This window comes from Streptomyces sp. NPDC046465 (assembly GCF_040646035.1).
Classification (GTDB): domain Bacteria; phylum Actinomycetota; class Actinomycetes; order Streptomycetales; family Streptomycetaceae; genus Streptomyces.
Genome location: NZ_JBEYZK010000013.1, coordinates 177025 through 198924, shown reverse-complemented (window position 1 = coordinate 198924; position 21900 = coordinate 177025). Strand labels below are relative to the sequence as shown.

The window sequence follows — 21900 nt, the reverse complement described above, 5'->3', positions numbered from 1 at the left end:
GCCGCACACAAGTGCAGCGGAAGTGCCCGGAGCCGGACTCGAACCGGCACGCCCCCGAGGGGCAGCGAGGTTTAAGCTCGCCGTGTCTGCATTCCACCATCCGGGCAGGCCATGGGCTCCGCGTCGAGGCTTCGACCCTATCGGGAGGCATCCCCCGAACAGCGGAGAGAGAGCCCGATGTTGTCTTATTTTATTGACGTCTGAGGGTGCATCAGACCAAGGCTCACTCCATCGGCACATGCCGGAGGCCTTTCCCCGGCCCCGGCCGGTCTCGTGGGCCTCTGCACGGAATGACGGAATTTAGCCGCCCTGACGGCCCCGTCACCGCTTTCTCCCCCTTTCCGCATCAGGGATACGTGTCATACCCAGGTATGACAGGGCAGCCTCAAGTCCGACTGGAGAGGGCCCCCGGAACCGGATCAGGGGGTGACTCCAAGGCGCTGATCGGCCAGGAGGATGGAATACGTCCCCACTCGTCGTCCCGACAGGAGCACCGTCCCGTGACCACCACCCCCTTCGCCGCCCGCGCCACCTCCGTGGCAGCGCGCGCCACGGAACTCTCCAAGGTGTACGGACAGGGCGAGACCAAGGTGGTCGCCCTGGACCGCGTCTCCGTCGACTTCGGGCAGGGCGAGTTCACCGCGATCATGGGCCCGTCGGGCTCCGGCAAGTCGACCCTGATGCACTGCGTCGCGGGCCTGGACAGCTTCAGCTCCGGCTCCGTGCGCCTCGGCGAGACCGAGCTGTCCACGCTCAAGGACAAGCAGCTCACCAAGCTCCGCCGGGACAAGATCGGTTTCATCTTCCAGGCGTTCAACCTGCTGCCGACGCTGACCGCCCTGGAGAACATCACGCTGCCGATGGACATAGCGGGTCGCAAGCCGAACCGGGAGTGGCTGGAGCAGGTCATCGAGATGGTCGGTCTCTCCGGGCGCCTCAAGCACCGCCCGACCGAGCTCTCCGGCGGCCAGCAGCAGCGCGTCGCCGTGGCCCGCGCGCTCGCCTCCCAGCCGGAGATCATCTTCGGTGACGAGCCGACCGGAAACCTCGACTCGCGCTCGGGCGCCGAGGTCCTGGGCTTCCTGCGCAACTCGGTGCGCGATCTCGGGCAGACCGTCGTGATGGTCACCCACGACCCGGTCGCCGCGTCGTACGCGGACCGCGTGATCTTCCTCGCCGACGGGCGGGTCGTCGACGAGATGCACCAGCCGACGGCGGACGGGGTGCTCGACCGGATGAAGCACTTCGACGCGAAGGGCCGCACGAGCTAGTGGCCGCTCGGCCTTGAGCGGTTGTCCCGTCCCGTCCGGCCTCTTGGCTGAGCTCTTCCCGGGACTGCGGGCCGTTCGTGGCTGAGCGCGCAGTTCCCCGCGCCCCTTCGGGGCGCCCCCCACCGACCGGCCCCCCTCACCCTGGACTCACTCCCATGTTCCGTACCGCCCTGCGCAACGTGCTCGCGCACAAGGCCAGGCTGTTGATGACCGTGCTCGCCGTCATGCTCGGCGTCGCCTTCGTCTCCGGCACCCTGATCTTCACCGACACCTTCGGCGACGCCTACAAGAACAAGTCGGCGAAGAGCTTCGACCACGTCTCCGTGGCCATCCAGTCCGACGGGGGCTCCTCGGACGACGAGAAGAAGCAGAAGCCGCGCCTCACCGACTCCCTCCTGAAGAAGGCCGGTGAACTGCCCGGCGCGGACTCCGCCATCGGCTCCGTCTCCGGCTTCACCGCGCTCGCCGACAAGAACGGCAAGCTGGTCGGTGGCGAGTGGGGCACCACCGGCACCAACTTCTTCCCGGCCAAGGACGGCAAGGACCCGCGCTACGACTTCACCGCGGGCGCCGCCCCGAAGTCCGTCGCCGACATCGCCGTCGACAGCCGTACCGCCGAGCGCACCGGCTACAAGGTGGGCGACACCGTCCGCTACTCCACCGACGGCCCGGTGCGGACCGCGAAGGTCAGCGGCATCTTCGACACCGACGACGGCAGCGTCGTCGCGGGCGGCAGCCTCGTCGTCCTCGACAACAAGACCGCGCTCAAGGCGCTCGGCAAGACCGAGTACGACGAGATCGACGTGAAGACCGCCGCGGGCACCTCCGAGGCGGCCCTGAACAGCGCGGTCGAGAAGATCCTGCCCAAGGACACCTCGACGCAGACGGGCGCGGAGCTCAAGACCGAGCAGGACAGGATGATCGAGGAGCAGACCAGCTCCATGAGCCAGGTCCTGCTGATCTTCGCGGGCATCGCGCTCTTCGTCGGCATCTTCATCATCGCCAACACCTTCACCATGCTGGTCGCCCAGCGCACCAAGGAGCTCGCCCTGATGCGGGCCGTCGGAGCCTCGCGCCGCCAGGTGACGCGCTCCGTGCTCATCGAGGCGTTCCTGGTCGGCCTGGTCGCCGCCACGGCGGGCTTCGGGCTCGGCATCGGCGTCTCCGTCGGGCTGCAGGCCCTGATGAACTCCGGCGGCGCCTCGCTGCCGGACGGGCCCCTCGTCATCGCCCCGATGACGATCGTGGTGGCGCTCCTGATCGGCGTGGTCGTGACCATGCTGGCCGCCTGGCTGCCCGGCCGCCGCGCGGCGAAGATCCCGCCGGTCGCCGCGATGAACAGCGTCCACGCCACGCCCACCACGCGTGGTCTGGTCGTCCGCAACACCATCGGCTCGCTCGTCGTCGCCCTCGGCGCGGTCCTGCTGTTCAACGACGACAACTACGTGATGGCGGGCGGCGCGGCGACCATCCTCGTCGGCGTCATCGTGCTGACGCCGCTGCTCTCCCGGCCGTTCATCGCCGCCTCGGCGCCGCTCCTCAAGCCGTTCGGCGTCACCGGCAAGCTGTCCCGCCTCAACTCGGTGCGCAACCCGCGCCGTACCGCCTCCACCGCCTCCGCCCTGATGATCGGCCTCACCCTGATCACGGCGATGACGGTCGTCGCGACCTCCATGGGCAGCGCCATCAACAAGATGGCCGCGGGCGCCATGAAGGCCGACTACAGCGTCTCCATGGCGAACTTCGAGCCGCTGACCCCGGAGGTCCGCCAGAAGCTCGACAAGCTCCCCGAGGTCGAGGCGACCAGCCCGCTGCGTACCGCGTACGACAATGCGGACGGCGGCTATACGACCGTCAACGGCGTCGACCCGAAGACGTTCGGCGACCTGGTGGGTCTCGACTTCGCCAGTGGCTCGGCGGCCGGCCTGAAGGACGGCACGGCGCTGGTCGACACGGACGTCGCCAAGGACAAGCACCTGAAGACGGGCGACACCTTCCCGGTGAAGTTCGACGAGGACGGCAAGACGGTCCGGCTGAAGGTCGCGGGCGTCTACGAGGGCAACGAGATGCTGAGCGGCATCTTCGCCCCGACCTCCGTCGTCGACCCGCACCTCTCCAAGATCGTCGACAAGCAGGTCCTGGTGAAGATGAAGGACGGCACGTCGGGCAGCGCCGAGGACGCCATCATCAAGGCCCTCGGCGACAACCCGGCCATCACCGTCCAGGACAAGGACGACATCAGCAACGCCGTCGCCGGTGGCATCAACATGATCCTCAACATGCTGTACGGGCTCCTCGGCATGGCCATCCTGATCGCGGTGCTCGGCGTCATCAACACGCTTGCCATGTCGGTCTTCGAGCGCAAGCACGAGATCGGCATGCTGCGGGCCATCGGCCTCGACCGCGCGAAGGTCAAGCAGATGGTGCGCCTGGAGTCGATCGTGATCTCGCTGTTCGGCGCGGTGCTCGGCATCGGCCTCGGCCTCTTCATGGCCTGGGCCGTGGGCGGCAGTGTCGCCGACGCGGTCTCCACGTACTCGATGGAGATCCCGGTCGGCCGGATCGCGGTCTTCCTGGCCGTCGCGGCGTTGGTCGGTGTCCTCGCGGCGGTGTGGCCCGCGCGGAGCGCTGCGCGGCTTAATCCGTTGATGGCGATCAAGAGTGAGTAGTAGCTCCCGCAGGGGGTGACGGTCGGTGTTGAAGGGCCCCGGGCGAGGGATCTCGCTCGGGGCCCTTCGGGGTGCTCGGCGCAGGTGCCGCTGCGCGGCTCGTCCTCAAGCGCCGGACGGGCTGAAAGATGTCCTCAAACGCCGGACGGGCTGGAACTACGCCCGGACGGGCTGGAACTGCGCCCCGACGGGCTGAGTCTGCTAGCGCCAGTCCCTTGAGCGCAGCGGCATTCCCGACTGGCCCGTGTCCGGAGGTCGCACCGCCAGGATCTGGTTCACTCCGATGCTGTTGCGTTCGAAGGCGAGGGCGGATGCGGCCATGTAGAGGCGCCAGACGCGGGCTCGGCCGGGGGACGTGAGGCGTTGGGCCTCGGGCCAGTGGGCCTCCAGGTTGGCCACCCAGCGGCGCAGGGTGAGGGCGTAGTGCTCGCGGATGGCCTCCAGGTCGCGGGCCTCGAAGCCCGCCCGCTCCAGGAGCGCGACCGTGCTGCCGACGGGCGCGAGTTCCCCGTCGGGGAAGACGTACGCGTCGATGAACGCGTCCACGCTGTACGCGGACTCGTCGGCCTGCGGGCGCCGTGCGATCTGATGGTTGAGCAGTCGTCCGCCGGGGCGCAGCAGGGCGTACAGATCGTTCGCGTACTCCAGGTAGCGCTCGGCGCCGACGTGTTCGGCCATGCCGATGGAGCTGATGGCGTCGTAGGGGCCGTCGCGCACGTCGCGGTAGTCCTGGACGCGGATCTCGATGCGGTCCGTCAGCCCCTCCTCGGCGATCCGCTTCCTGGCGTAGGCGGCCTGTTCCTGCGAGAGGGTGACGCCGACGACGCTCACGCCGTGCTCGCGGGCCGCGTGGATCGCCATGGAGCCCCAGCCGCAGCCGACGTCGAGCAGGCGCATGCCGGGCTCCAGGCCGAGCTTGCGCGAGACGAGTTCGAGCTTGTCGCGCTGGGCGTTCTCCAGGGTGGAGTCGGGCGACTCCCAGTACGCGCACGAGTAGACCATCGAGGGGCCGAGGACCAGCTCGTAGAAGTCGTTGCCGACGTCGTAGTGGTGGCTGATGGCCTGCCGGTCGCTGCCCTTGGTGTGGCGGTGGAGGCGGCCGTGTCTGCGCATCTCCTCGGGCGGCGGGGCGGGCGGCAGGAAGGGTGCGGAGAGGGCGAGCAGCGAGCGGGCGGCGGCGCGGACCTCGGGGTCGCGCAGGGCTTTCCGCAGGCCCCCGGCGTCGTCGTCGCGCTCCCAGATGAACTCCGCGAGCCGGTCGAGGGCCTCGTACAGGTCGCCGTCGACGTCCAGGTCACCGGCCACCCAGGCGCGGGCCAGGCCCAGTTCGCCCGGCTTCCAGAGGAGGTGGCGCAGGGCCCTGCGATTGCGCACGACGACGACGGGAGCGCCCGGCGGGCCCGCCTCCGACCGGTCCCAGGCGCGGATGCGCACGGGCAGGGGCGCTCCGATGAGCTGTTCGGCGAGATTCTGCAGCCGCAGTGCGGCGTCGTGCATGACGCACCTCCGAATGGGCCTCCCCCACCCGGATGGAATCGGGGCTCGGGGAGGCGGGTCCCGGGACGGTCCAACACCACGTAAACACCGAAGCCCCCAGGGCGCAGTCCCGTTGCGGCGTCACGGAAAGGCAAAATAGATGCCCATCACATCTACTTGCCGGTCTCCGGGTACGCCGAAGGGGGCCGCCCGCACCACGGATGGCGGGCAGCCCCCTTCGGGGTGGATCAGCGACGCGAGGTCAGGAGGCCTTCGCCCGCTCCTCGGTCTTCACCGCGGGGGCCGGTTCGGCCGCGACCGCGGGCTTCGGGGCGGGCTTGGCCGCCTCGTAGAACTCCTCGCGCGGCGTCTCCATGGCGCCGAGCGAGACGACCTCGCGCTTGAGGAACATGCCGAGCGTCCAGTCCGCGAAGACGCGGATCTTGCGGTTGAACGTCGGCATCGCCATGCCGTGGTACGCGCGGTGCATGTACCAGGCGAGACGGCCCTTGAGCTTGATCTTCATCTTGCCCATGACGATCATCGCGACGCCCTTGTGCAGGCCGAGACCGGCGACCGCACCCTTGTTGGCGTGGCTGTACTCCTTCTGCGGGAAGCCCCGCATGCCGGAGATCACGTTGTCGCCGAGGACCTTCGCCTGACGCAGCGCGTGCTGGGCGTTCGGCGGGCACCAGGCGTTCTCGTTGCCTGCCTTGCGGCCGACCATGTCCGGCACCTGGGCGTTGTCGCCCGCGGCCCAGATGTAGTCCGTGCCCTGCACCTGGAGCGTCGTCTGCGTGTCCACGTGGCCGCGCGGGCCGAGCGGCAGACCGAAGCGGGACAGCGCCGGGTTCGGCTTGACGCCCGCGGTCCACACGATGGTGTTGGAGTCGACCTCGAGGCCGTTGTTCAGGACCACGTGACCGTCCACGCAGGAGTCCATGCCGGTCTTGAGGTAGACCTCGACACCGCGGCCCTCGAGGTGCTCCTTGCCGTAGGCGCCGAGCTTCGGGCCGACCTCGGGGAGGATCTTGTCGGCGACGTCGACCAGGACGAAGCGCATGTCCTCGCGCTTCACGTTCGAGTAGTACTTGGCCGCGTCGCGGGCCATGTCCTCGACCTCACCGATGGTCTCCGCACCCGCGAAGCCACCGCCGACGAAGACGAAGGTCAGTGCCTTGCGACGGACGTCCTCGTCCGTCGTGGAGTCAGCCTTGTCGAGCTGCTCGAGGACGTGGTTGCGCAGGCCGATGGCCTCCTCGATGCCCTTCATGCCGATGCCCTGCTCGGCGAGGCCGGGGATCGGGAAGGTGCGGGAGACCGCGCCCATCGCGATGACGAGGTAGTCGAAGGGCAGCTCGTAGGCCTCGCCGACGAGCGGCGCGATCGTGGCTACCTTGCGGTCCTGGTCGATGGTGGTGACCCGGCCGGTGAGGACCTCGGCCCTCGGCAGTACGCGTCGCAGCGGTACGACGACGTGCCGAGGCGAGATGCTGCCGGCGGCGGCTTCGGGGAGGAAGGGCTGGTAGGTCATGTACGACCGGGGGTCGACGACCGTGACGGTCGCCTCTCCGAAGCGCATCTTCTTGAGAATGCGCCGAGCTGCGTACAGGCCTACGTACCCACCGCCTACTACGAGGATCCTGGGACGCTCCGTGGTGCTCATGCCATCGAGTATCCACCCGCTCGACAGGGGTCGCTCGTGCGCCCCTTCACAAGCATGCGGAACGCCTCTGCTACACTTCGCCGCCCACGTGACGGAGGTCATGGTGGCGCAGGGGAACCACGGCACCACGCGAGTCGTTGTCCACCCCTTGTGAGCTGCACTCCGAGGCCTCGTACGGAGTGGACCACTGGACCGTGACGCGCTCCGTCCGGACCCGCGCGCGGCTTCGGTCCCGCGCCAAACGGCCCGCGTGAGCCCCGTTCGGGGGTCCGAACTCCCCTGACCTCGCCCATCAGGGCCGTTTTCCTTGTGAAGAACTTCACGAAGTTTCCGACGCACTGTCGACGCCAGGCCCTTTTGGGCCCCCTGGCGACCGCTCAGACGGTACAGGACGCGCTCAGCTGGGTACATGTTCCGCGAACACACACGTCACGGCGCGGGCGGGGATACTGCCGGTATGGGGACACAGCGGCCGGACGAAGAAGACGGGCCCAGCGACGCCGCGCGCCCGGACTCCCACCGCGCGCGTGAGCGAGACGCCGTGGCCGACGAACGCGAGCAGGACGCCGACGCACGCGAGCGGGACGCCGACAAGCGCGAGCACAAGGCCGACCACCGGGAGCAGGTCGCCGACAAGCGCGAGCAGTCGGCCGACCACCGGGAGCGCGCAGCCGACGAACGGGAGCGCGCGGCCGACGAACGGGAGCGCGCGGCCGACGAGCGATCCCGTATGTCCAAGGACCACGCCCCCACCCTCCGGGAGCGCTCGTACGAGGCGATCGACCGGGCCCGCCATCTGCTGGCGACCAGCGAAGCCCGGCTGAACCGGCAGGAAGAGAAGCTGCGCCGCCACGACGCGCGCGACAAGCGGGAGAACGGTGCCGTCCAGCGGGAAACGACCACGTCGGCACTGCGGAAGGCCGCCGACGGACCCGCCCCGCACGAAATCCTGGAAGGCCGGGTCCGCCGCCTGCGGGGGCCGGTCGCGAAGGCCACCGAGGCGCTGACGGCCGTCCAGGACGCGCTCGCCGACGAGTACGAGCGCCTCGCCGGTCAGCAACCGGAGCAGGCCGCGGAGCACCGGCAGCGCGCCGAGCAGGTCCGCCGGGCGGCGGCCGACCTGCGCGCCGCCGTACCGGACCCGCCCGAGCAGGACCCGCCCGTACCGGACCCGCCCGAGCAGGACGAGAGCTGAGCAGGACGAGAGCTGACCGGCCCGGCCGCGCGCCGGGCTACGCCTCCAGGTCGGGAGCGTCCTTCTGCTGCTCCTCGACCTCCTGCGCCACCTTGTACGCGATGCCGTCGAGGATGTCGTGTTCGCTCACGACGACCTCGCGGGCACCCACCCTGTCCATGATCGCGAGCAGTACGAGGGCGCCCGCCGCGATGACGTCGACGCGGCCCGCGTGCATCACCGGGATCGCGGCGCGCTCGTCGTGCGTGGCGTGCGTCAGCCGCCGCACGATGTCGCTGACCTGGTCGTACGGGATACGGGAGTGGTGGATCGCCCGCCAGTCGTACGCGTCGAGGCCGAGCGCGATCGCGGCGACCGTGGTCACCGAACCCGCCAGGCCCACGAGCGTGCGCGCCTCCTTGAGGGGGACCGTCCGCTCGGCGAGGTCGAGCGCCGCCTCGATGTCGGCGCGGATCGCGTCGAGCTGCTCCGGCGCGGGCGGATCGGTGACGACTCCGTCCCGTACGAGATGGCGTTCGGTCATGCGGACGCAGCCGACGTCGACCGAGCGGGCCGCCTGCACCCGGTCGGTGCCGACCACGAACTCGGTGGAGCCGCCGCCGATGTCCACGACCAGGTAGGGCGTGGCCAGGTCGTCCCGCCCCGTCAGCTCCTTGGTCGCGCCGGTGAAGGAGAACTCCGCCTCCTGGTCGCCGCTGATGACCTCCGGCTCGACGCCGAGGATGTCCAGGACGCCGCGGACGAACTCGTCGCGGTTCTCCGCGTCGCGGGACGCGGAGGTGGCGACGAAGCGGACGCGCTCGGCGCCGTGCTCCTTGATGACGGCGGCGTACTCGCGGCAGGCCGCGAAGGTGCGCTCAAGGGCGTCGGGGGCGAGGCGGCCCGTCCGGTCGACGCCCTGGCCGAGCCGGACGATCGTCATCCGGCGGTCCAGGTCGACCAGTTCGCCCGTGCCGGGGTCGGCGTCCGCGACGAGCAGGCGGATCGAGTTGGTGCCGCAGTCGATGGCGGCGACGCGGGTCACTCGGCGCCCCCGGTCCCGGCGCCCTCGGTCCCGGCGCCCTCGGTCCCGGCGCCCTCGGTGGCGCACGGCGTGACGCAGGGGCCCTTGGCCCACCACTCGGGAAGCATCGCGATGGCCTCGTCGCCCAGCGGGTTCACGCCGGGGCCCGCGGCCAGGGAGTGGCCGACCAGGACGTGCAGGCACTTCACGCGGTCCGGCATGCCGCCCGCGCTCGGGAAGCCTTCGAGGACCTCGATGGCGTCGCGGCGGGCGATGTAGTCCTCGTGCGCGGCACGGTACTGCTTCGCCAGTTCCTCGTCCGTCGTGAGCCGCTCCGACATCTCCTTCATGACGCCGTTGGCTTCCAGCGTGCCGATCGCGGACGCGGCCCGCGGGCACGTCAGGTAGTACGTCGTCGGGAACGGCGTGCCGTCCGGGAGGCGCGGCGCCGTCTCGACGACGTCCGGCTGTCCGCAGGGGCAGCGGTGCGCGATGGCCCGCAGGCCGCGCGGCGGGCGGCCGAGCTGCTGCTTGAAGGCCTCGACGTCGGCGTCGGTCGGCTCGGTGCGCTGGGTGCTCGGCGGGGGCGTTTCCATGCCTGTCTTTCGTGTCAGTGGGTCAGTCGTCGGAGCGGTCGGCCTTGTCGACGCCGTCCCAGACGTTCGAGTACCAGGGGCGCGAGGCCGCCCCCCGGTCCGTGCGCCGGCTCTTGGCCGCCGCGGGGTCGATCACCGTGAAGCCGGTCTCGCCGGGCATCACGTAGTGCAGGCGGTCCCGGACGCGCTGCTCCGCGAACGCGTCGTCCTGCCAGCGGGCCTTCTCGTCGCGCAGCTTCTCGACGTCCGCCTGCTGCTCGGCCTGCTGCCTGCGCAGGTCGTCGATCTCGGCGCGCTGGGAGACGTACTGCCGCATCGGGTACGCGAGCGCGACGACCAGCGAGCAGAGCACGAGCGCGAGGAGGGCGGCGCGGCCGGTGAGCCGGGAGCGGCGGGCCTGGCGCTTGGTCTGGGAGCGGTAGACGCGCTCGGCGGTCTGCTCGCCGAGCAACCGCAGCCGGGTCGCGGTGGAGAACCGGTCCTTGGTCCCGGCCTTGGCCATGGTGCGGTCTCCCCAGAGCAGCGCCTACACGTACGTACGTCCCCGCACACGGTACGGGACCGGGTGCGGGGACGTACGTAACTACGTGGCTGCTGCTGGCCGCTGCTGTTTGCCGCTGCCCGCTGCTGCGTGCTACTCGGCGGAGCGGAAGCGCGGGAAGGCGCTGCGTCCCGCGTAGACCGCGGCGTCGTCGAGGATCTCCTCGATGCGAAGCAGCTGGTTGTACTTGGCGACGCGCTCGGAGCGGGCCGGGGCACCGGTCTTGATCTGGCCGCAGTTGGTGGCGACGGCCAGGTCGGCGATGGTGACGTCCTCGGTCTCGCCGGAGCGGTGCGACATCATGCACTTGAAGCCGCTGCGCTGGGCCATCTCGACGGCGTCCAGGGTCTCGGTCAGCGAACCGATCTGGTTGACCTTGACGAGCAGGGCGTTGGCCGAGTTCTCCTCGATGCCGCGGGCCAGGCGCTCGGGGTTGGTGACGAACAGGTCGTCACCGACGAGCTGCACCTTGTCGCCGAGCTGCTCGGTGATGGTGTTCCAGCCGGCCCAGTCGTCCTCGAACAGCGGGTCCTCGATGGAGACCAGCGGGTACGAGGCGACGAGCTCGCCGTAGTACTCGGTCATCTCGGCGGCCGAGCGGGACTTGCCCTCGAACTCGTAGGAGCCGTCCTTGTAGAACTCGGACGCGGCGACGTCGAGGGCGAGCGCGATCTGCTCACCGGGGACGTAACCGGCCTGCTTGATGGCCTCGAGGATGAGGTCGAGCGCGGCACGGTTGGAGTCCAGGTTCGGGGCGAAGCCGCCCTCGTCGCCGAGGCCGGTGGAGAGGCCCTTCTCCTTCAGCACCTTCTTGAGGGTGTGGTAGACCTCGGTGCCCCAGCGCAGGGCCTCGGAGAAGGACTCCGCGCCGATCGGGGCGATCATGAATTCCTGGATGTCGACGTTCGAGTCGGCGTGCGACCCGCCGTTCAGGATGTTCATCATCGGGACGGGCAGCAGGTGCGCGTTCGGACCGCCGAGGTAGCGGAACAGCGGCAGGTCGCTGGCCTCGGAGGCGGCGTGCGCGACGGCGAGCGAGACGCCGAGGATGGCGTTGGCGCCGAGCGAGGCCTTGTTGTCGGTGGCGTCCAGGTCGAACATGGCCTGGTCGATCAGGCGCTGCTCGGTGGCGTCGTAGCCGACGAGCTCCGGGCCGATCTGCTCGATGACGGCGAGGACGGCCTTCTCGACACCCTTGCCCTGGTAACGGTTGGGGTCACCGTCACGGAGTTCGATGGCCTCGAAGGCACCGGTGGAGGCACCGGACGGAACGGCGGCACGACCGGTGCTGCCGTCGTCGAGGCCGACCTCGACCTCGACCGTGGGGTTGCCTCGGGAGTCCAGGATTTCCCGGGCTACGACGACGTCGATGGACGGCACGAGCATCTCCTTCTGGGAGTGTGACGCGTATACGCAATTACGCAGACCGTTTCGGCCTGCGTCTCCTGAGCCTAACGGGCTCCGGGGCTTCAGCCAGCCGACCGCCCGTCCCGTGGGACGAACAAGAGGCCAAATCCCCTGGAAACAGGACGATGGACCGCTTTTCTACTCGCTAGTAGCGAACAAGCCGGGCGGCCAGGCCCGAACGGGACTGCGGGATTCCGGCGGCGGACATGGCCCCGCCCCGGTGCGTACGGGGGATACGCGCACCGGGGCGGGGAGCCCGTGGGGACGGGGGCGGCCGTGCGTCCGCCGAGGCACGGCCGGGTGGAACCGGGAGCTTTAGCTCAGGTGCAGCTGCTGGCCCGGGTAGATCATGTCGGCGTTGTCGATGATGTCGCCGTTGAGCTTGTAGACCTTGTGCCAGCCGCCCTTGACGTGCTTGGCGTCGGCGATCTTGGACAGGGTGTCGCCCGTCTTGACCTTGTACTCGCCGTCGCCCTTCTTGACCGTCTTGCCGGTCGGGGTCTCGACGGTCTTCTTGCTCTCGGTCTGCGGCGCGGGCTGCGGCTTCGGCGCGGCCTGCTTCGGCTGCTCCGGAGCGGCCTGCTGCTGCGTCTGCTGCGGCTGCGGCTTGGACTCCTGCTGCTGCGGGGCCTGCTCCTGCGAGCCGCCACCGCTGTTGTTCGACGCGCCCGAGAGGCCGACGCCACAGCTCGGCCAGGCACCCTTGCCCTGACCCGCGAGGACCTTCTCGCCGATCTCGATCTGCTGGGCCTTGGAGGCCTTGTCGGCGGACGGCGCGTACTTCGTGCCGCCGTACGCGGACCAGGTGGACGGCGAGAACTGCAGGCCGCCCTGGTAGCCGTTGCCGGTGTTGATGGACCAGTTGCCGCCGGCCTCGCACTGGGCGACGGCGTCCCACTCGGAGTCGGTGGCGGCGGAGGCCGAACCGGCGGCCATCAGCGGGGCAGCGACCGCGACACCGGTGACGCCCGCGAGCGTGGCGACCCGAGTGGCCTTGGACGGACGGCGGTGCTTGCCCTTGCTGGAAAACAGCATGAGTGATCCCCTCACCGACGCCTGCGAGGTGAGCTGTCGGGTTCGGGCCGATGTGGTTGCCCGGTCGCACTTCTCGAGTGCGACTTCACCCCTAGCCGTTCCCGTCCGTCTCCCGGCCCACCGGCCTCTCGGCTGGTGGCCGCTCAACGGACGGACCCGGCACTTACCTTGGGTCCCCCGCTCCTGCCTACGGCGCTCGAAGCGACGACTGTTCCCGTCCGGCCGTTGGCAGGATTCGGCGTACCGACCGGCGGGGCCCACCAGTGGCGAGCGGTGACGACGGTAATCACGTCTTCCACACAATTTCAAAGACGATCAGGGCTTCTGAGACCCATGTCTCACTTGCGCCAAACCAGACATACACCGCGAAGGCCCCAGCCGACTCTTCGTCAACTTCCGTTACTTTTCGCCCAGATCGAGGCTCTGACCGGGGAGAATGAGGTCCGGGTCGCCGCCGACGGTCTTCTTGTTCTCGGTGTAGAGCTCGTGCCAGCCGCCCTCGACGTCGAGGTCGTCCGCGATGACCGAGAGGTTGTCCCCGGAGCGCACCGTGTACGTCCCGTCGGCGACCGCGCCGGTGCGGGCCTCGCCGCGCGACGCGTGGCGTCCGGGACGGCCGCCCGCGCTCTCGCTCTCGTCCGCGCTGTCACCGCGGTGGCGCCCTGCGGAGGCGTCAGAGCCCTCGGAGGAGGCGGTGGCGTCCTCGGGGTCGGGCGAAGTGCTGCCCTCCTCCCCGGACTTGCCGGAGCCGCCCTTGCCGTCGGCGTCGCCGGCCTCGCCCTTGCCGCCCTTTTCGCCGGACTCGCCGGACTCGTCGTGATTCTTGTCTCGTGCGTCGCTTGCGTCGCCGGAGGGCTTTTCCGGGTCGGCGGACGGGTCGTCAGAGGGATCGGCGGAGGGATCGGCAGAGTCGGAGGGGTCGGCGGATGGCTCGCCCTTCTCACTCCCCTTCTCCTTGCCCTTGTCCTTGTCCTTGGAGCCCTCGGGCTCGTCGGTGCCGGTCGAGTCCGAGGGGTCGGACGGCTCCCCCGTGACGGGCGCGCCCGGGTCCACGTCGGCCGCGGCGCCGCCGTCGGTGAGCCCGGCGATCGGGGCGCAGCTCGGCCAGGCGGCGGTGCCCCGGTCACCGAGGACCTTCTCGGCGACGGATATCTGCTGGGACTTGGAGGCCTGGTCGGCGCTGGGCGCGTAGTCGAGGCCGCCGTGGCTCTCCCAGGTGTCCTGGGAGAGCTGGAGCCCTCCGTAGTACCCGTTGCCGGGGTTGGCGCTCCACGCGCCGCCGCTCTCGCACTGGGCGAGCTTGTCCCACGTGTCGGTGGTGGCGGCGCTCGCGCTGGTGGCGGCGAGCAGCGGGATGGCGATGGCTGATCCGGTGACGCCTGCCGCGACGATGAGAGCCGGGGCCTGGCGGGGGCGTCGGTGACGACCTTGACCGGAGAGCATGCGGTTGCCTTTCGGGAGACTGCGACGACGGCTTGGGCGCCCGGGGGGCGCCCAAGTCGTCGTGAACGTAGCCGCAGTCGAACGCTTGTCACAAGTCGATGCAGCGGAGATCACGTGAACATCACAGTCGTGACGGGCCGTCAGCCTTCGGTCGACTGCTGTGCGTTTGTGAACTCCACGGGCAGCGTGCGCAGTCCCCGCATGATCAGCCCGCCACGCCACCGCAAATCGGCAGGATCCGCCGCCAGTTGCAGGTCGGGGAGGCGCCTGAGCAGCGTCGCGAGGGCGGTCCGGCCCTCCAGACGGGCGAGCGGAGCACCGAGGCAGTAGTGGATTCCGTGCCCGTATCCGAGGTGCTGGTTGTCGCTTCGGGAAAGGTCGAGGGTGTCGGGCCGGTCGAAGCGGGCCGGGTCGCGGTCGGCGGCGGCGAGCACGACGAGAACGGGATCGCCGGTCGCGATGTCCTGCCCGCCGACGCTCAGGTCCTCCGTCGCGAACCGCCAGGTGGCGAGCTCGACGGGCCCGTCGAATCGGAGGAGTTCCTCGACGCCGGTCTCCAGGAGTTCGGTGTCGCCCGCCGCCAGCGCCCGCTGCAGCCGTTCGCGCTGCTCGGGGTGGGTGAGCAGCGCGTACAGGCCGTTGCCGATGAGGTTGACGGTGGTCTCGAAACCGGCGAAGAGAAGGATGAAGGCCATGGCGGCGGCCTCGTTCTCGGTGAGGTGCTCGCCGTGGTCGGAGGCCTTGATGAGGCCGGAGATGAGGTCGTCGCCCGGTTCGAGGCGTTTCCTGTGGATGAGCTCGGCGAGGTAGCCGCGCATCTTCTTCACCGACCGCGCCACACCGCCCCTGGGCCCGCCGCCGTGGCGGATCATCATGCCCGCCCAGTCGCGAAAGTCGTCCTGGTCCTCGCGGGGGACGCCGAGCAGGTCGCAGATGGCGTAGATGGGGAGGGGGAAGGCGAACTCGTGGATGAGGTCGGCGGTCCCCACGTCTCCGCCGTGCTTGCCGTCGCCGTTCTCGTGGTCGCCGTTCTCGTGGTCGCCGTTCTCGTCATCGCCGTGCTTGTTGATGAGCGTGTCGATGAGCTGGTCCGTCAGCTCCTGCACGCGCGGCGCGAATTCGGCCACGCGGCTCGGCGTGAACGCCTTCGCGACGAGTCGGCGCAGGCGGGTGTGGTCCGGCGGGTCGATGTTGAGCAGATGCGTCATCAGCTCGGCCTTGCGCTCGCCGGGGATGCCGGTCTTGCCCTTGGCGTGGGCGGGCTCGGAGTGGTGGGCCGGGTTCTTGCTGAGCCGCTGGTCCGCGAGGGCTTGGCGCGCGTCCGCGTACCGGGTGACCAGCCAGGCCTCCACACCGCTGGGGAGCGTGGTGCGGTGCACGGGGGAGTTCTCGCGCAGCCAGGCGTACGCCGGGTAGGGGTCGGTGGCGAACTCCCAGGTGAAGAGTTCGGGCTGCGGGGGCGGGGGCGGGGGCGTCCCGGGGGCGGGGGTGGCTCCTGCGGATGCGGCTCCTGCGGGGCAGGTCGCGGGCGGCTGGTCTTGCATGCGGTCGACGGTATCCCTCGCCGGGGCGGGCGGGACGTCGCGTACAGGTCCTAGCCGGGGTCCATGCCCGCGTCCAGGCCGGGGCCCAGGATCGGGTCCAGGCCGAGTTCCTTGCCGGTCGGGCGCAGCAGGCCCTTGAGGCGCCGGGTGGCGGAGGCGTCGCCCTCGGCCTCGGCGACGCGGAAGTAGCGGACGGCGAGGTGCTGGTGCACCTGGCCGAGCAGGGCGGCCGCCCCGGCCACGCCCGCGTCGGCGGCGACCGTCAGGTGGGGGACCGCTTCCGTGTACGCGACGCGGACGGCGAGGAGGTGGCCGAGGCGGCCCGCGGCGCGGGCGTTCCCCCGGTCCGCGGCCCCGCGGAACCAGTCCTCGGCGGCCTCCGTGTCCCCCTCGTCCTCGGCAAGCAGGCCGAGCCACATCATGGCCTGTGCGTCCCCGCCCGCGGCGCGGGGCGTGAAGGCCAGCCGAAAGGTCGCCACCAGGGCGTTCGACTCGTCCCGGTCGTGTGCGGCCAGGTCCTCGATCGCGCGGATCCACACGCGATCCGGCACCATCGGGCCCGTGCGGTCCGCGTCCGCGACCAGCGAGCCGTACGCCCGCCAGGTGCCGGGCCACTCCCCCGGTACGAGCAGGCCGGTCACACCGTGCCGGGGCGCGGTGGCCCAGGCGAGCGCCTCCTCAAAGGTCTCATCGTCCGGGTCGGCCGCCGTCGGCTCGTACTCCTGGCAGACCTGGCGCAGCAGCTTCGGCGTGCTGCCACGGGTGAGCCCGCACCGCGCGAGGTCGATCGCCGCGCGCACCAGGAGGTGTCCGCGCAGCCGCCCGCCCGCGAGCCGCGCCCTGCGCCACTCCTCCCACAGGTCGGGGCCGAGTGCGAGGAACTCCGTGATGGACAGGTCTCCGCGCCACCGGAGGGCGTCCGTGAAGCGCGGGTCGTCGACCGTCGCGAGCCGCGCAAGCTCCGTCTCGCTCCACTCGGCGGCGACCTCGGCGGTCTGCGCGACGCTCAGCACGCGGGCGCCCGGGTGTTGTCCGAAGCGATGTCTGTCGTACGCCTCGTCGCGCATCGTCGCGAGGACCAGGACGCGGTCGTGGGTGAGCCGGGCGAGGACGCCGGGGGTGCCGGGCTCCGCGAGGTGGCTGTCGAGGTCGTCGAGCCACACGACGTGGGTGCCCGTGGTGTCGCGGTCCCGGAGCTGGTCGGGCAGGTCGCGCAGGTTCGTTCCGCCGCCCGCGACGAAGACCCGGGAGTCCGCCGCGACGCTCGCCCGCAGGGCCGCCCACGCCGTGGAGGTCTTTCCGGAGAGGGGCGGGCCCGTGACGATGACGAGTCCGCCGTGGTGCGCGGCCTGCCGCAGGAGGACGGACAGCTCGTCGTCGCAGTCCCTGATGACGTAGGGGGGCAGGGCTTTGGCACTGGCGAAGCGGCGGGTGGGGCGCACGCCGAGGCCCAGGCGGCGCAGCTGGTCGACGCGGGGCCAGTGGTCGGCGGGGGCGGTGTGCGGGGGTACGAGCGGGGCGGGCGGGGTGTTGACGGTGAGGGAGTGGATGGAATGGGCCTGGACGACGGCGCTCTGGGTGCCGCCGGTGACGGTGTTGTGTGCGGCGGGCGGGGCGTCGGCGTCCTTCTTGACCGCAGCCGCAGCCTCGGTCTCGGTCTCGGTCTCGGTCTCGGTCTCGGTCTCGGTCTCGGTCTGCTGGGCGGTGTACCAGGCGGGGGGCGTGTAGTCGATCGCGAAGTGCTGGGTGATGTCGACCGCGCCGGGGTCGTGAGCCAGGTCGGCCAGGACGAGACGGAGACGGCCCTCCCGCAGCTGCCCACCGGTACGGAGGCACTCGTACAGCGCCCCCGTCCAGATCGCCCGCAGTCTCGTCTGGTCGGCGCCCGGACGCGTCGCGCGTGTCCTGTCGTTGTCGAGGTCGGTGTCGACCTCCACACGGCGCGAGTCCCGGAAGAAGGGCAGAAACCCTTGCCGAGCCCTCCGCCAGCGGCGGACGTCCCCCGACATCGCCGCCACGAGGACCTCGGCCGCCTCGACGGCCAGCACCTCCAAGTCCGTTGCCACACAAGCCCCCACGCCCGTCGAACCACCCGAGGGGGCAACCGTACTAAGCCCCCGCCCCCTCCGCCGCCCGCACCGCGTCCCGGTAGGCCCGTGCGGCCGCGCGGAGGGCCGCCTCCGGGTCGATGCCGTCGGACTCGGCCCGCAGGGCCAGGGCGAGCAGTTCGTAGCCGACGCCGTCCCCGGCGGGCACGTCCACCTCAAGTCCCGCCGTGCGCACGCGCGATGCCAGCTTCGCGGCCAGGGCAAGGCCCGGCTGGCCGAGCGGGATGCCCTCGGTGACCGAGGTGCGCTGCTTCTCCTCCGCCTTCGTGCGCAGCCAGTGCGCCTTGACGTCCTCCGGGGTCCGCGCCGTGTCGTCGCCGAAGACGTGCGGATGGCGGTGGATGAGCTTCTCGACGATGCCGCCCGCGACGTCGTCGACGGAGAAGGGCTCGTCCTCCTCGTCCGGGCCGCCCTCCTCGGCGATCCGCGCGTGGAAGACGACCTGGAGCAGGACGTCGCCGAGCTCCTCGCGCAGCTCGTCCCTTTCGCCCTCCTCGATCGCCTCGACCAGCTCGTACGCCTCCTCGATCCCGTACTTCGCGAGGCTCTTGTGCGTCTGCTGCGAGGACCAGGGGCACTCGACGCGGATGCGGTCCATCACCTGGACCAGGTCGAGCAGGCGGGCGCCCGGCAGGTCGTACGAGGCGGGCAGGAGCTCCAGGTCCGGCATGGCGACCCGGCCCGAGCCCGCGAGCCCGGCCAGGCCGTCGGTGAGGGCGCGGTCGCCCTCGGCGCCGACGACGACCAGGACCGTGCGGCCGCCCGCGCAGGCGTCCACCAGCTCCTGCGCGGTGGGCGCCGTCCGCGCCACGCGCACGCCCGCCTCGCGCAGATACGGCAGCTGGGGGTGGTCCGCGTCGGCGCACAGCACCTCGTCGGCCCCGTGCAGCGCCTGCCAGGCGGGCCAGGACAGCAGGCCGGGCGCGACGCGGTGGCTGGTGGTCAGCAGGATGACGCGGCCGACGGGGGCGGCGGCCGGGGGCGTGGTGTCGGTATCGGTCTGGTTCACCTGTCGAACGTAACCCAGGCCGCCGACAGCGCCCCGGCCCCTCCGCCGTACGCCCTTACCCTCTGCCCTCCGCTACGCCCGCTGCTCCTGCGCGGCCCCGCCCCCGGAGACCTCGCGCAGCCACGGCGTCTTCGTGTCCGTGCGCTTGTTCTTGTCGACGTCCCAGGTGCCGTAGCGCGGGTTCAGGTCGATGTCGAGCTTCTTCGAGGCGCCGGAGAGGGCCTTCCAGAAGACGGCCTGGCCCTGCGGGGAGTTCATGTCCGCGCCCAGCTTGCCCGCGAGCTTCTGCGCCTCGATCTCCGTGCGCAGGCTGTCGTCGAGGCGGTCCGGGGCGACGCTGTACTGCTGCAGCCAGCCCTGCTCCAGGGCCTTGCGGCCGCCGGCCTGCTGTTCGAGGCCGGTCCGCATCGTCTGGATGTCGCGGCGCGTGACGCTCACCCCGGCGTCGGTGGCCGCGCGGTGCAGGACCTTGTCCAGGACCATCGTGTGCAGCGTGCTGCGGGTGAGGCCGCCGGACTTGGCGATGGCCTGCGAGTACTGCGCGTCGTCGGGGACGGCGGCACGCTGCGCCTCGCGCACCTCGTTCACCCGGCCCTCCAGCTGCGCGACCGTGATGCGGTCACCGCCGACGACGGCCGCGGCGCCTGGGTGGGCCTTGCTGCCGCAGGCGGTCAGGAGGGGGGCCGCGGCGATCACGGCCGCGGTGAGGGTGAGCGTGGTGCGACGACGGCGGTGCAAGGAAGCCTCCCGAGGAGATTGTGCGGCGGTGCACAAAGTCTTGCGGTGATCGATGGTAGGCAGTGGCCGTCCTGTCGGCCAGCCATTCGACACCTATTCGACCAACGATTTCCCGGGAGTTGGGGCACCCATCAGGTTGGGGCGCTCCTCAGGTCGGGCCATCCCTCACGCCTTGTGCCGCACGGTACGCGTCCCGCGGGGTGGGCGGTGTCTTTCTTTTCTGCGGGGCCGTGGGGGCTGGGCGCGCAGTTCCCCGCGCCCCTGGGGAGGGCCCTTCGGGCCTCGTCAGCGGGCGTGGAAGCGGGGTGGGGCCTGGGTGGGGGCCGGGCCTGAGGGGAGGGGTTCGTCGGGGCAGGCGGTCAGGACCTTCTTCATCGCGTCGCGTTCCGCGCCGGTCACCCACACCCCGTACTTCTTCTTCACCGCCACCTGGCCCGCCACGTACGTGCACCGGTACGCCTTGTTCGGCGGGAGCCACGTCGCCGTGTCGCCGTCGCTCTTGCCGCGGTTGGTGCCCGCGTCGACGGCGAGGAGGTTGAGCGGGTCGTTGGCGAAGGCGATGCGCTTGCCCGGCTCCCACCGGAAGGCACCCTTCTGCCAGGCGTCCGAGAGGGCCACGAGGTGGTCGATGTCGACCTGGCTGCTGCCGCGGCGGAACGTCACGTCCTTGCCCGTGTACGGGTCGGGCGCGAGCCTCCCGGACGCCACCCGGCACGCGCCGCCCTGGTACCGGACGTCCGTCAGGTCGCGCTTGAGGATGTCGTCCCGGGTCGGGCAGCGGTTGGAGTCGGTGTCGGCCCAGGCCGTGCCGAACCTGCCGCGGTCGTAACCGGTCTTCGGGGCGCGGCCCTTGACGGTGAGCGTGTCGACGGAGGCCAGCGCGGAGCCCTTGCCCGCCGCGGTCCCGCCGGCGCCCTCCTTGCCCGCCGGGTCGTCGGAGTCGAGCTCGCAGCCGGTGAGCAGTACGGGGACGGCGGCCAGGGCGAGCAGGGCGGAAACGGTACGCCGGTTCAGGCGGTTCCGCCGATTCAGCCGGTTCAGGCGGTTCCGCCGGTTCAGCCGGTTCACCGCACTGCCACCGTGTCGCCGAGGGCGATCGGCGCGGGCGCCAGCATCTCCGTGTGGATGCCGATGCACATGCCGCGGGCGGCGGTGAGCGTCTTGAGGACGCGGTTGTCCGTGGGGAGGCCGGGCTGGGCCTGGGTGACCATGACGCAGCGCTTGACGCGTTGAACGGCACGCAGCCGCAGGGGCTCCGCGCCGCCCCGGCCGCCGCCGATGACGATCTCGCGACCCACCCAGTCCTCCTCGATCCAGGGCTCGTCGGTCTCCACGACGATGTTCTTGCGCAGCCGTCGTACGTCGACGGGGTCGGCGTCGCCGAGCAGATCGCCGAGCGCGCGGAGCGACGCGGTGCCGATGAGGGAGACGGCGGAGACGTCCTTGTGGCTCGACTCGCCCTCCCTGACCAGCTCCACGCCCTCGCCGAAGCGCTCGGGGATGCGCGGGTCGCCGGGCCGCAGCGTGGCGCCGTCCGGCGCGGTGATCACGGGCTGCCCGTCCTCGTCGTACGTGGCGTAGTGCTCGAGGAGTCCGGGGGTGCGGCGGAAGCGGGCGTGGTTCTTGCCGCTGCCGAGCTTGCCGTCGGCGTAGCGCAGGGCCCACTCCCGGTCGCCGACGACGCCGCGCGGGCCGAAGACGAGCCGTTCGTGCTCCTCGCCCAGCATCGACTTCACCGGAAACCGGCGCAGACCCACGACCTTGAGCGTCACGGCGCTCTCCCCTCCCCTGGGCGAACTCTGGCGGCCCCCACGGTAGCGGCCGACTGATCCAGACCACGCGACCGGCCGCCCCCGGTCCACCACCCCCCGCGATTACCCCCGCGTACAGGAATTCCTCGCCGCCCGGATGGCCGGGGACACCGCCCGTATGACGGAGCTCTTCGCCGACGACGTCGACTGGCTGCTCGCCGAGAACCCCGTCGTCCCGTGGCTACGCCCCCGTTCCACCGGCGCCGAATGCGCCGCCCAGGCCGCGGAGATGGCGGAGCACACCATCCCCGAGGAAGCCCACGCCGCCGTCGACGCCTTCCTGGTCGACGGCGCCGACGCCGTCCTGCCGGGCCACGTATCGGGCCTGTCGGTCGCGGCGGCGTGCACCCCCGCGACCTGACGGCTGCCGCGCAGCCACACAGCCGCG

The 21900-nt window shown here is 71.1% G+C and carries 17 protein-coding genes, 1 tRNA gene, 1 pseudogene and 1 riboswitch; of the genes and pseudogenes, 4 read left to right on the top strand and 15 right to left on the bottom strand.

Annotated elements, in window-relative coordinates:
* Positions 1 to 23: 23 nt before the first annotated feature.
* Positions 24 to 106 (bottom strand) — tRNA-Leu (locus ABZ953_RS21840).
* Between the two features lie 394 nt (positions 107 to 500).
* Here ABZ953_RS21840 and ABZ953_RS21835 point away from each other — a divergent pair.
* Together ABZ953_RS21835 and ABZ953_RS21830 are read left to right on the top strand one after the other, a co-directional pair.
* Positions 501 to 1271: an ABC transporter ATP-binding protein gene (locus ABZ953_RS21835; RefSeq protein ID WP_361726378.1), complete on the top strand. Its 771-nt coding sequence runs from the start codon at positions 501 to 503 to the stop codon at positions 1269 to 1271.
* Positions 1272 to 1426: 155 nt separating this feature from the next.
* Positions 1427 to 3940: an FtsX-like permease family protein gene (locus ABZ953_RS21830; protein ID WP_361726376.1), complete on the top strand. Its 2514-nt coding sequence runs from the start codon at positions 1427 to 1429 to the stop codon at positions 3938 to 3940.
* A gap of 201 nt (positions 3941 to 4141) precedes the next feature.
* Here the strand turns inward: ABZ953_RS21830 and ABZ953_RS21825 are convergent, their stop codons facing one another.
* Positions 4142 to 5437 (bottom strand): cyclopropane-fatty-acyl-phospholipid synthase family protein, encoded by a 1296-nt coding sequence (locus ABZ953_RS21825; RefSeq protein WP_361726374.1) that lies wholly within the window; start codon positions 5435 to 5437, stop codon positions 4142 to 4144.
* 241 nt (positions 5438 to 5678) lie between these two features.
* Positions 5679 to 7082, bottom strand: a complete 1404-nt coding sequence (locus ABZ953_RS21820; RefSeq protein ID WP_361726372.1) for an NAD(P)/FAD-dependent oxidoreductase — start codon at positions 7080 to 7082, stop codon at positions 5679 to 5681.
* A 457-nt stretch (positions 7083 to 7539) separates the two neighbouring features.
* Between ABZ953_RS21820 and ABZ953_RS21815 the strand changes: the two genes are divergently transcribed.
* The gene (locus ABZ953_RS21815; protein ID WP_361726370.1) at positions 7540 to 8277 is read left to right on the top strand and encodes a hypothetical protein; all 738 of its coding nucleotides are present in this window, start codon (positions 7540 to 7542) and stop codon (positions 8275 to 8277) included.
* Positions 8278 to 8314: 37 nt separating this feature from the next.
* Here the strand turns inward: ABZ953_RS21815 and ABZ953_RS21810 are convergent, their stop codons facing one another.
* The 12 genes from ABZ953_RS21810 to ABZ953_RS21755 all read right to left on the bottom strand — a co-directional run bounded on the left by ABZ953_RS21810 (position 8315) and on the right by ABZ953_RS21755 (position 21473).
* On the bottom strand, positions 8315 to 9301 hold the full coding sequence (locus tag ABZ953_RS21810) for a Ppx/GppA phosphatase family protein (protein WP_361726368.1): 987 nt from the start codon (positions 9299 to 9301) through the stop codon (positions 8315 to 8317).
* Entirely contained in the window at positions 9298 to 9876 is a 579-nt protein-coding gene (locus ABZ953_RS21805; RefSeq protein ID WP_361726366.1) for a DUF501 domain-containing protein, read from the bottom strand. The genes ABZ953_RS21810 and ABZ953_RS21805 overlap by 4 nt, the downstream gene beginning before the upstream one ends.
* Before the next feature lie 22 nt (positions 9877 to 9898).
* Positions 9899 to 10378: a septum formation initiator family protein gene (locus ABZ953_RS21800; RefSeq protein WP_361726364.1), complete on the bottom strand. Its 480-nt coding sequence runs from the start codon at positions 10376 to 10378 to the stop codon at positions 9899 to 9901.
* A 132-nt stretch (positions 10379 to 10510) separates the two neighbouring features.
* Positions 10511 to 11797, bottom strand: coding sequence for a phosphopyruvate hydratase (gene eno, locus ABZ953_RS21795; RefSeq protein WP_361726362.1), 1287 nt, complete (start codon positions 11795 to 11797; stop codon positions 10511 to 10513).
* 342 nt (positions 11798 to 12139) lie between these two features.
* On the bottom strand, positions 12140 to 12859 hold the full coding sequence (locus ABZ953_RS21790; protein ID WP_361726360.1) for a transglycosylase family protein: 720 nt from the start codon (positions 12857 to 12859) through the stop codon (positions 12140 to 12142).
* Positions 12860 to 12862: 3 nt separating this feature from the next.
* Positions 12863 to 13064: riboswitch (cyclic di-AMP (ydaO/yuaA leader) on the bottom strand.
* A 194-nt stretch (positions 13065 to 13258) separates the two neighbouring features.
* A complete protein-coding gene (locus ABZ953_RS21785; RefSeq protein ID WP_361726358.1) occupies positions 13259 to 14302 on the bottom strand; it encodes a transglycosylase family protein in 1044 nt (347 codons plus the stop codon).
* A gap of 140 nt (positions 14303 to 14442) precedes the next feature.
* Positions 14443 to 15846 carry a cytochrome P450 gene (locus tag ABZ953_RS21780; protein WP_361726356.1) on the bottom strand — a complete coding sequence of 468 codons (1404 nt, stop codon included), beginning with the start codon at positions 15844 to 15846 and terminating at the stop codon, positions 14443 to 14445.
* Between the two features lie 50 nt (positions 15847 to 15896).
* Entirely contained in the window at positions 15897 to 17912 is a 2016-nt protein-coding gene (locus ABZ953_RS21775; protein WP_361726354.1) for a hypothetical protein, read from the bottom strand.
* 43 nt (positions 17913 to 17955) lie between these two features.
* Entirely contained in the window at positions 17956 to 18963 is a 1008-nt protein-coding gene (locus tag ABZ953_RS21770) for a nucleoside triphosphate pyrophosphohydrolase (RefSeq protein ID WP_361726352.1), read from the bottom strand.
* A 72-nt stretch (positions 18964 to 19035) separates the two neighbouring features.
* Positions 19036 to 19701 carry a SurA N-terminal domain-containing protein gene (locus ABZ953_RS21765; protein ID WP_361726349.1) on the bottom strand — a complete coding sequence of 222 codons (666 nt, stop codon included), beginning with the start codon at positions 19699 to 19701 and terminating at the stop codon, positions 19036 to 19038.
* Positions 19702 to 19986: 285 nt separating this feature from the next.
* Complete coding sequence (locus ABZ953_RS21760; RefSeq protein ID WP_361726514.1) at positions 19987 to 20664, bottom strand: HNH endonuclease family protein; 678 nt, start codon at positions 20662 to 20664, stop codon at positions 19987 to 19989.
* Between the two features lie 101 nt (positions 20665 to 20765).
* Positions 20766 to 21473: an MOSC N-terminal beta barrel domain-containing protein gene (locus ABZ953_RS21755; protein ID WP_361726346.1), complete on the bottom strand. Its 708-nt coding sequence runs from the start codon at positions 21471 to 21473 to the stop codon at positions 20766 to 20768.
* Positions 21474 to 21609: 136 nt separating this feature from the next.
* On the opposite strand from ABZ953_RS21755, the pseudogene ABZ953_RS21750 reads away from it, so the two are divergent.
* Positions 21610 to 21837: pseudogene (locus tag ABZ953_RS21750) on the top strand (ketosteroid isomerase); the annotation flags it as partial.
* Between the last annotated feature and the right edge of the window lie 63 nt (positions 21838 to 21900).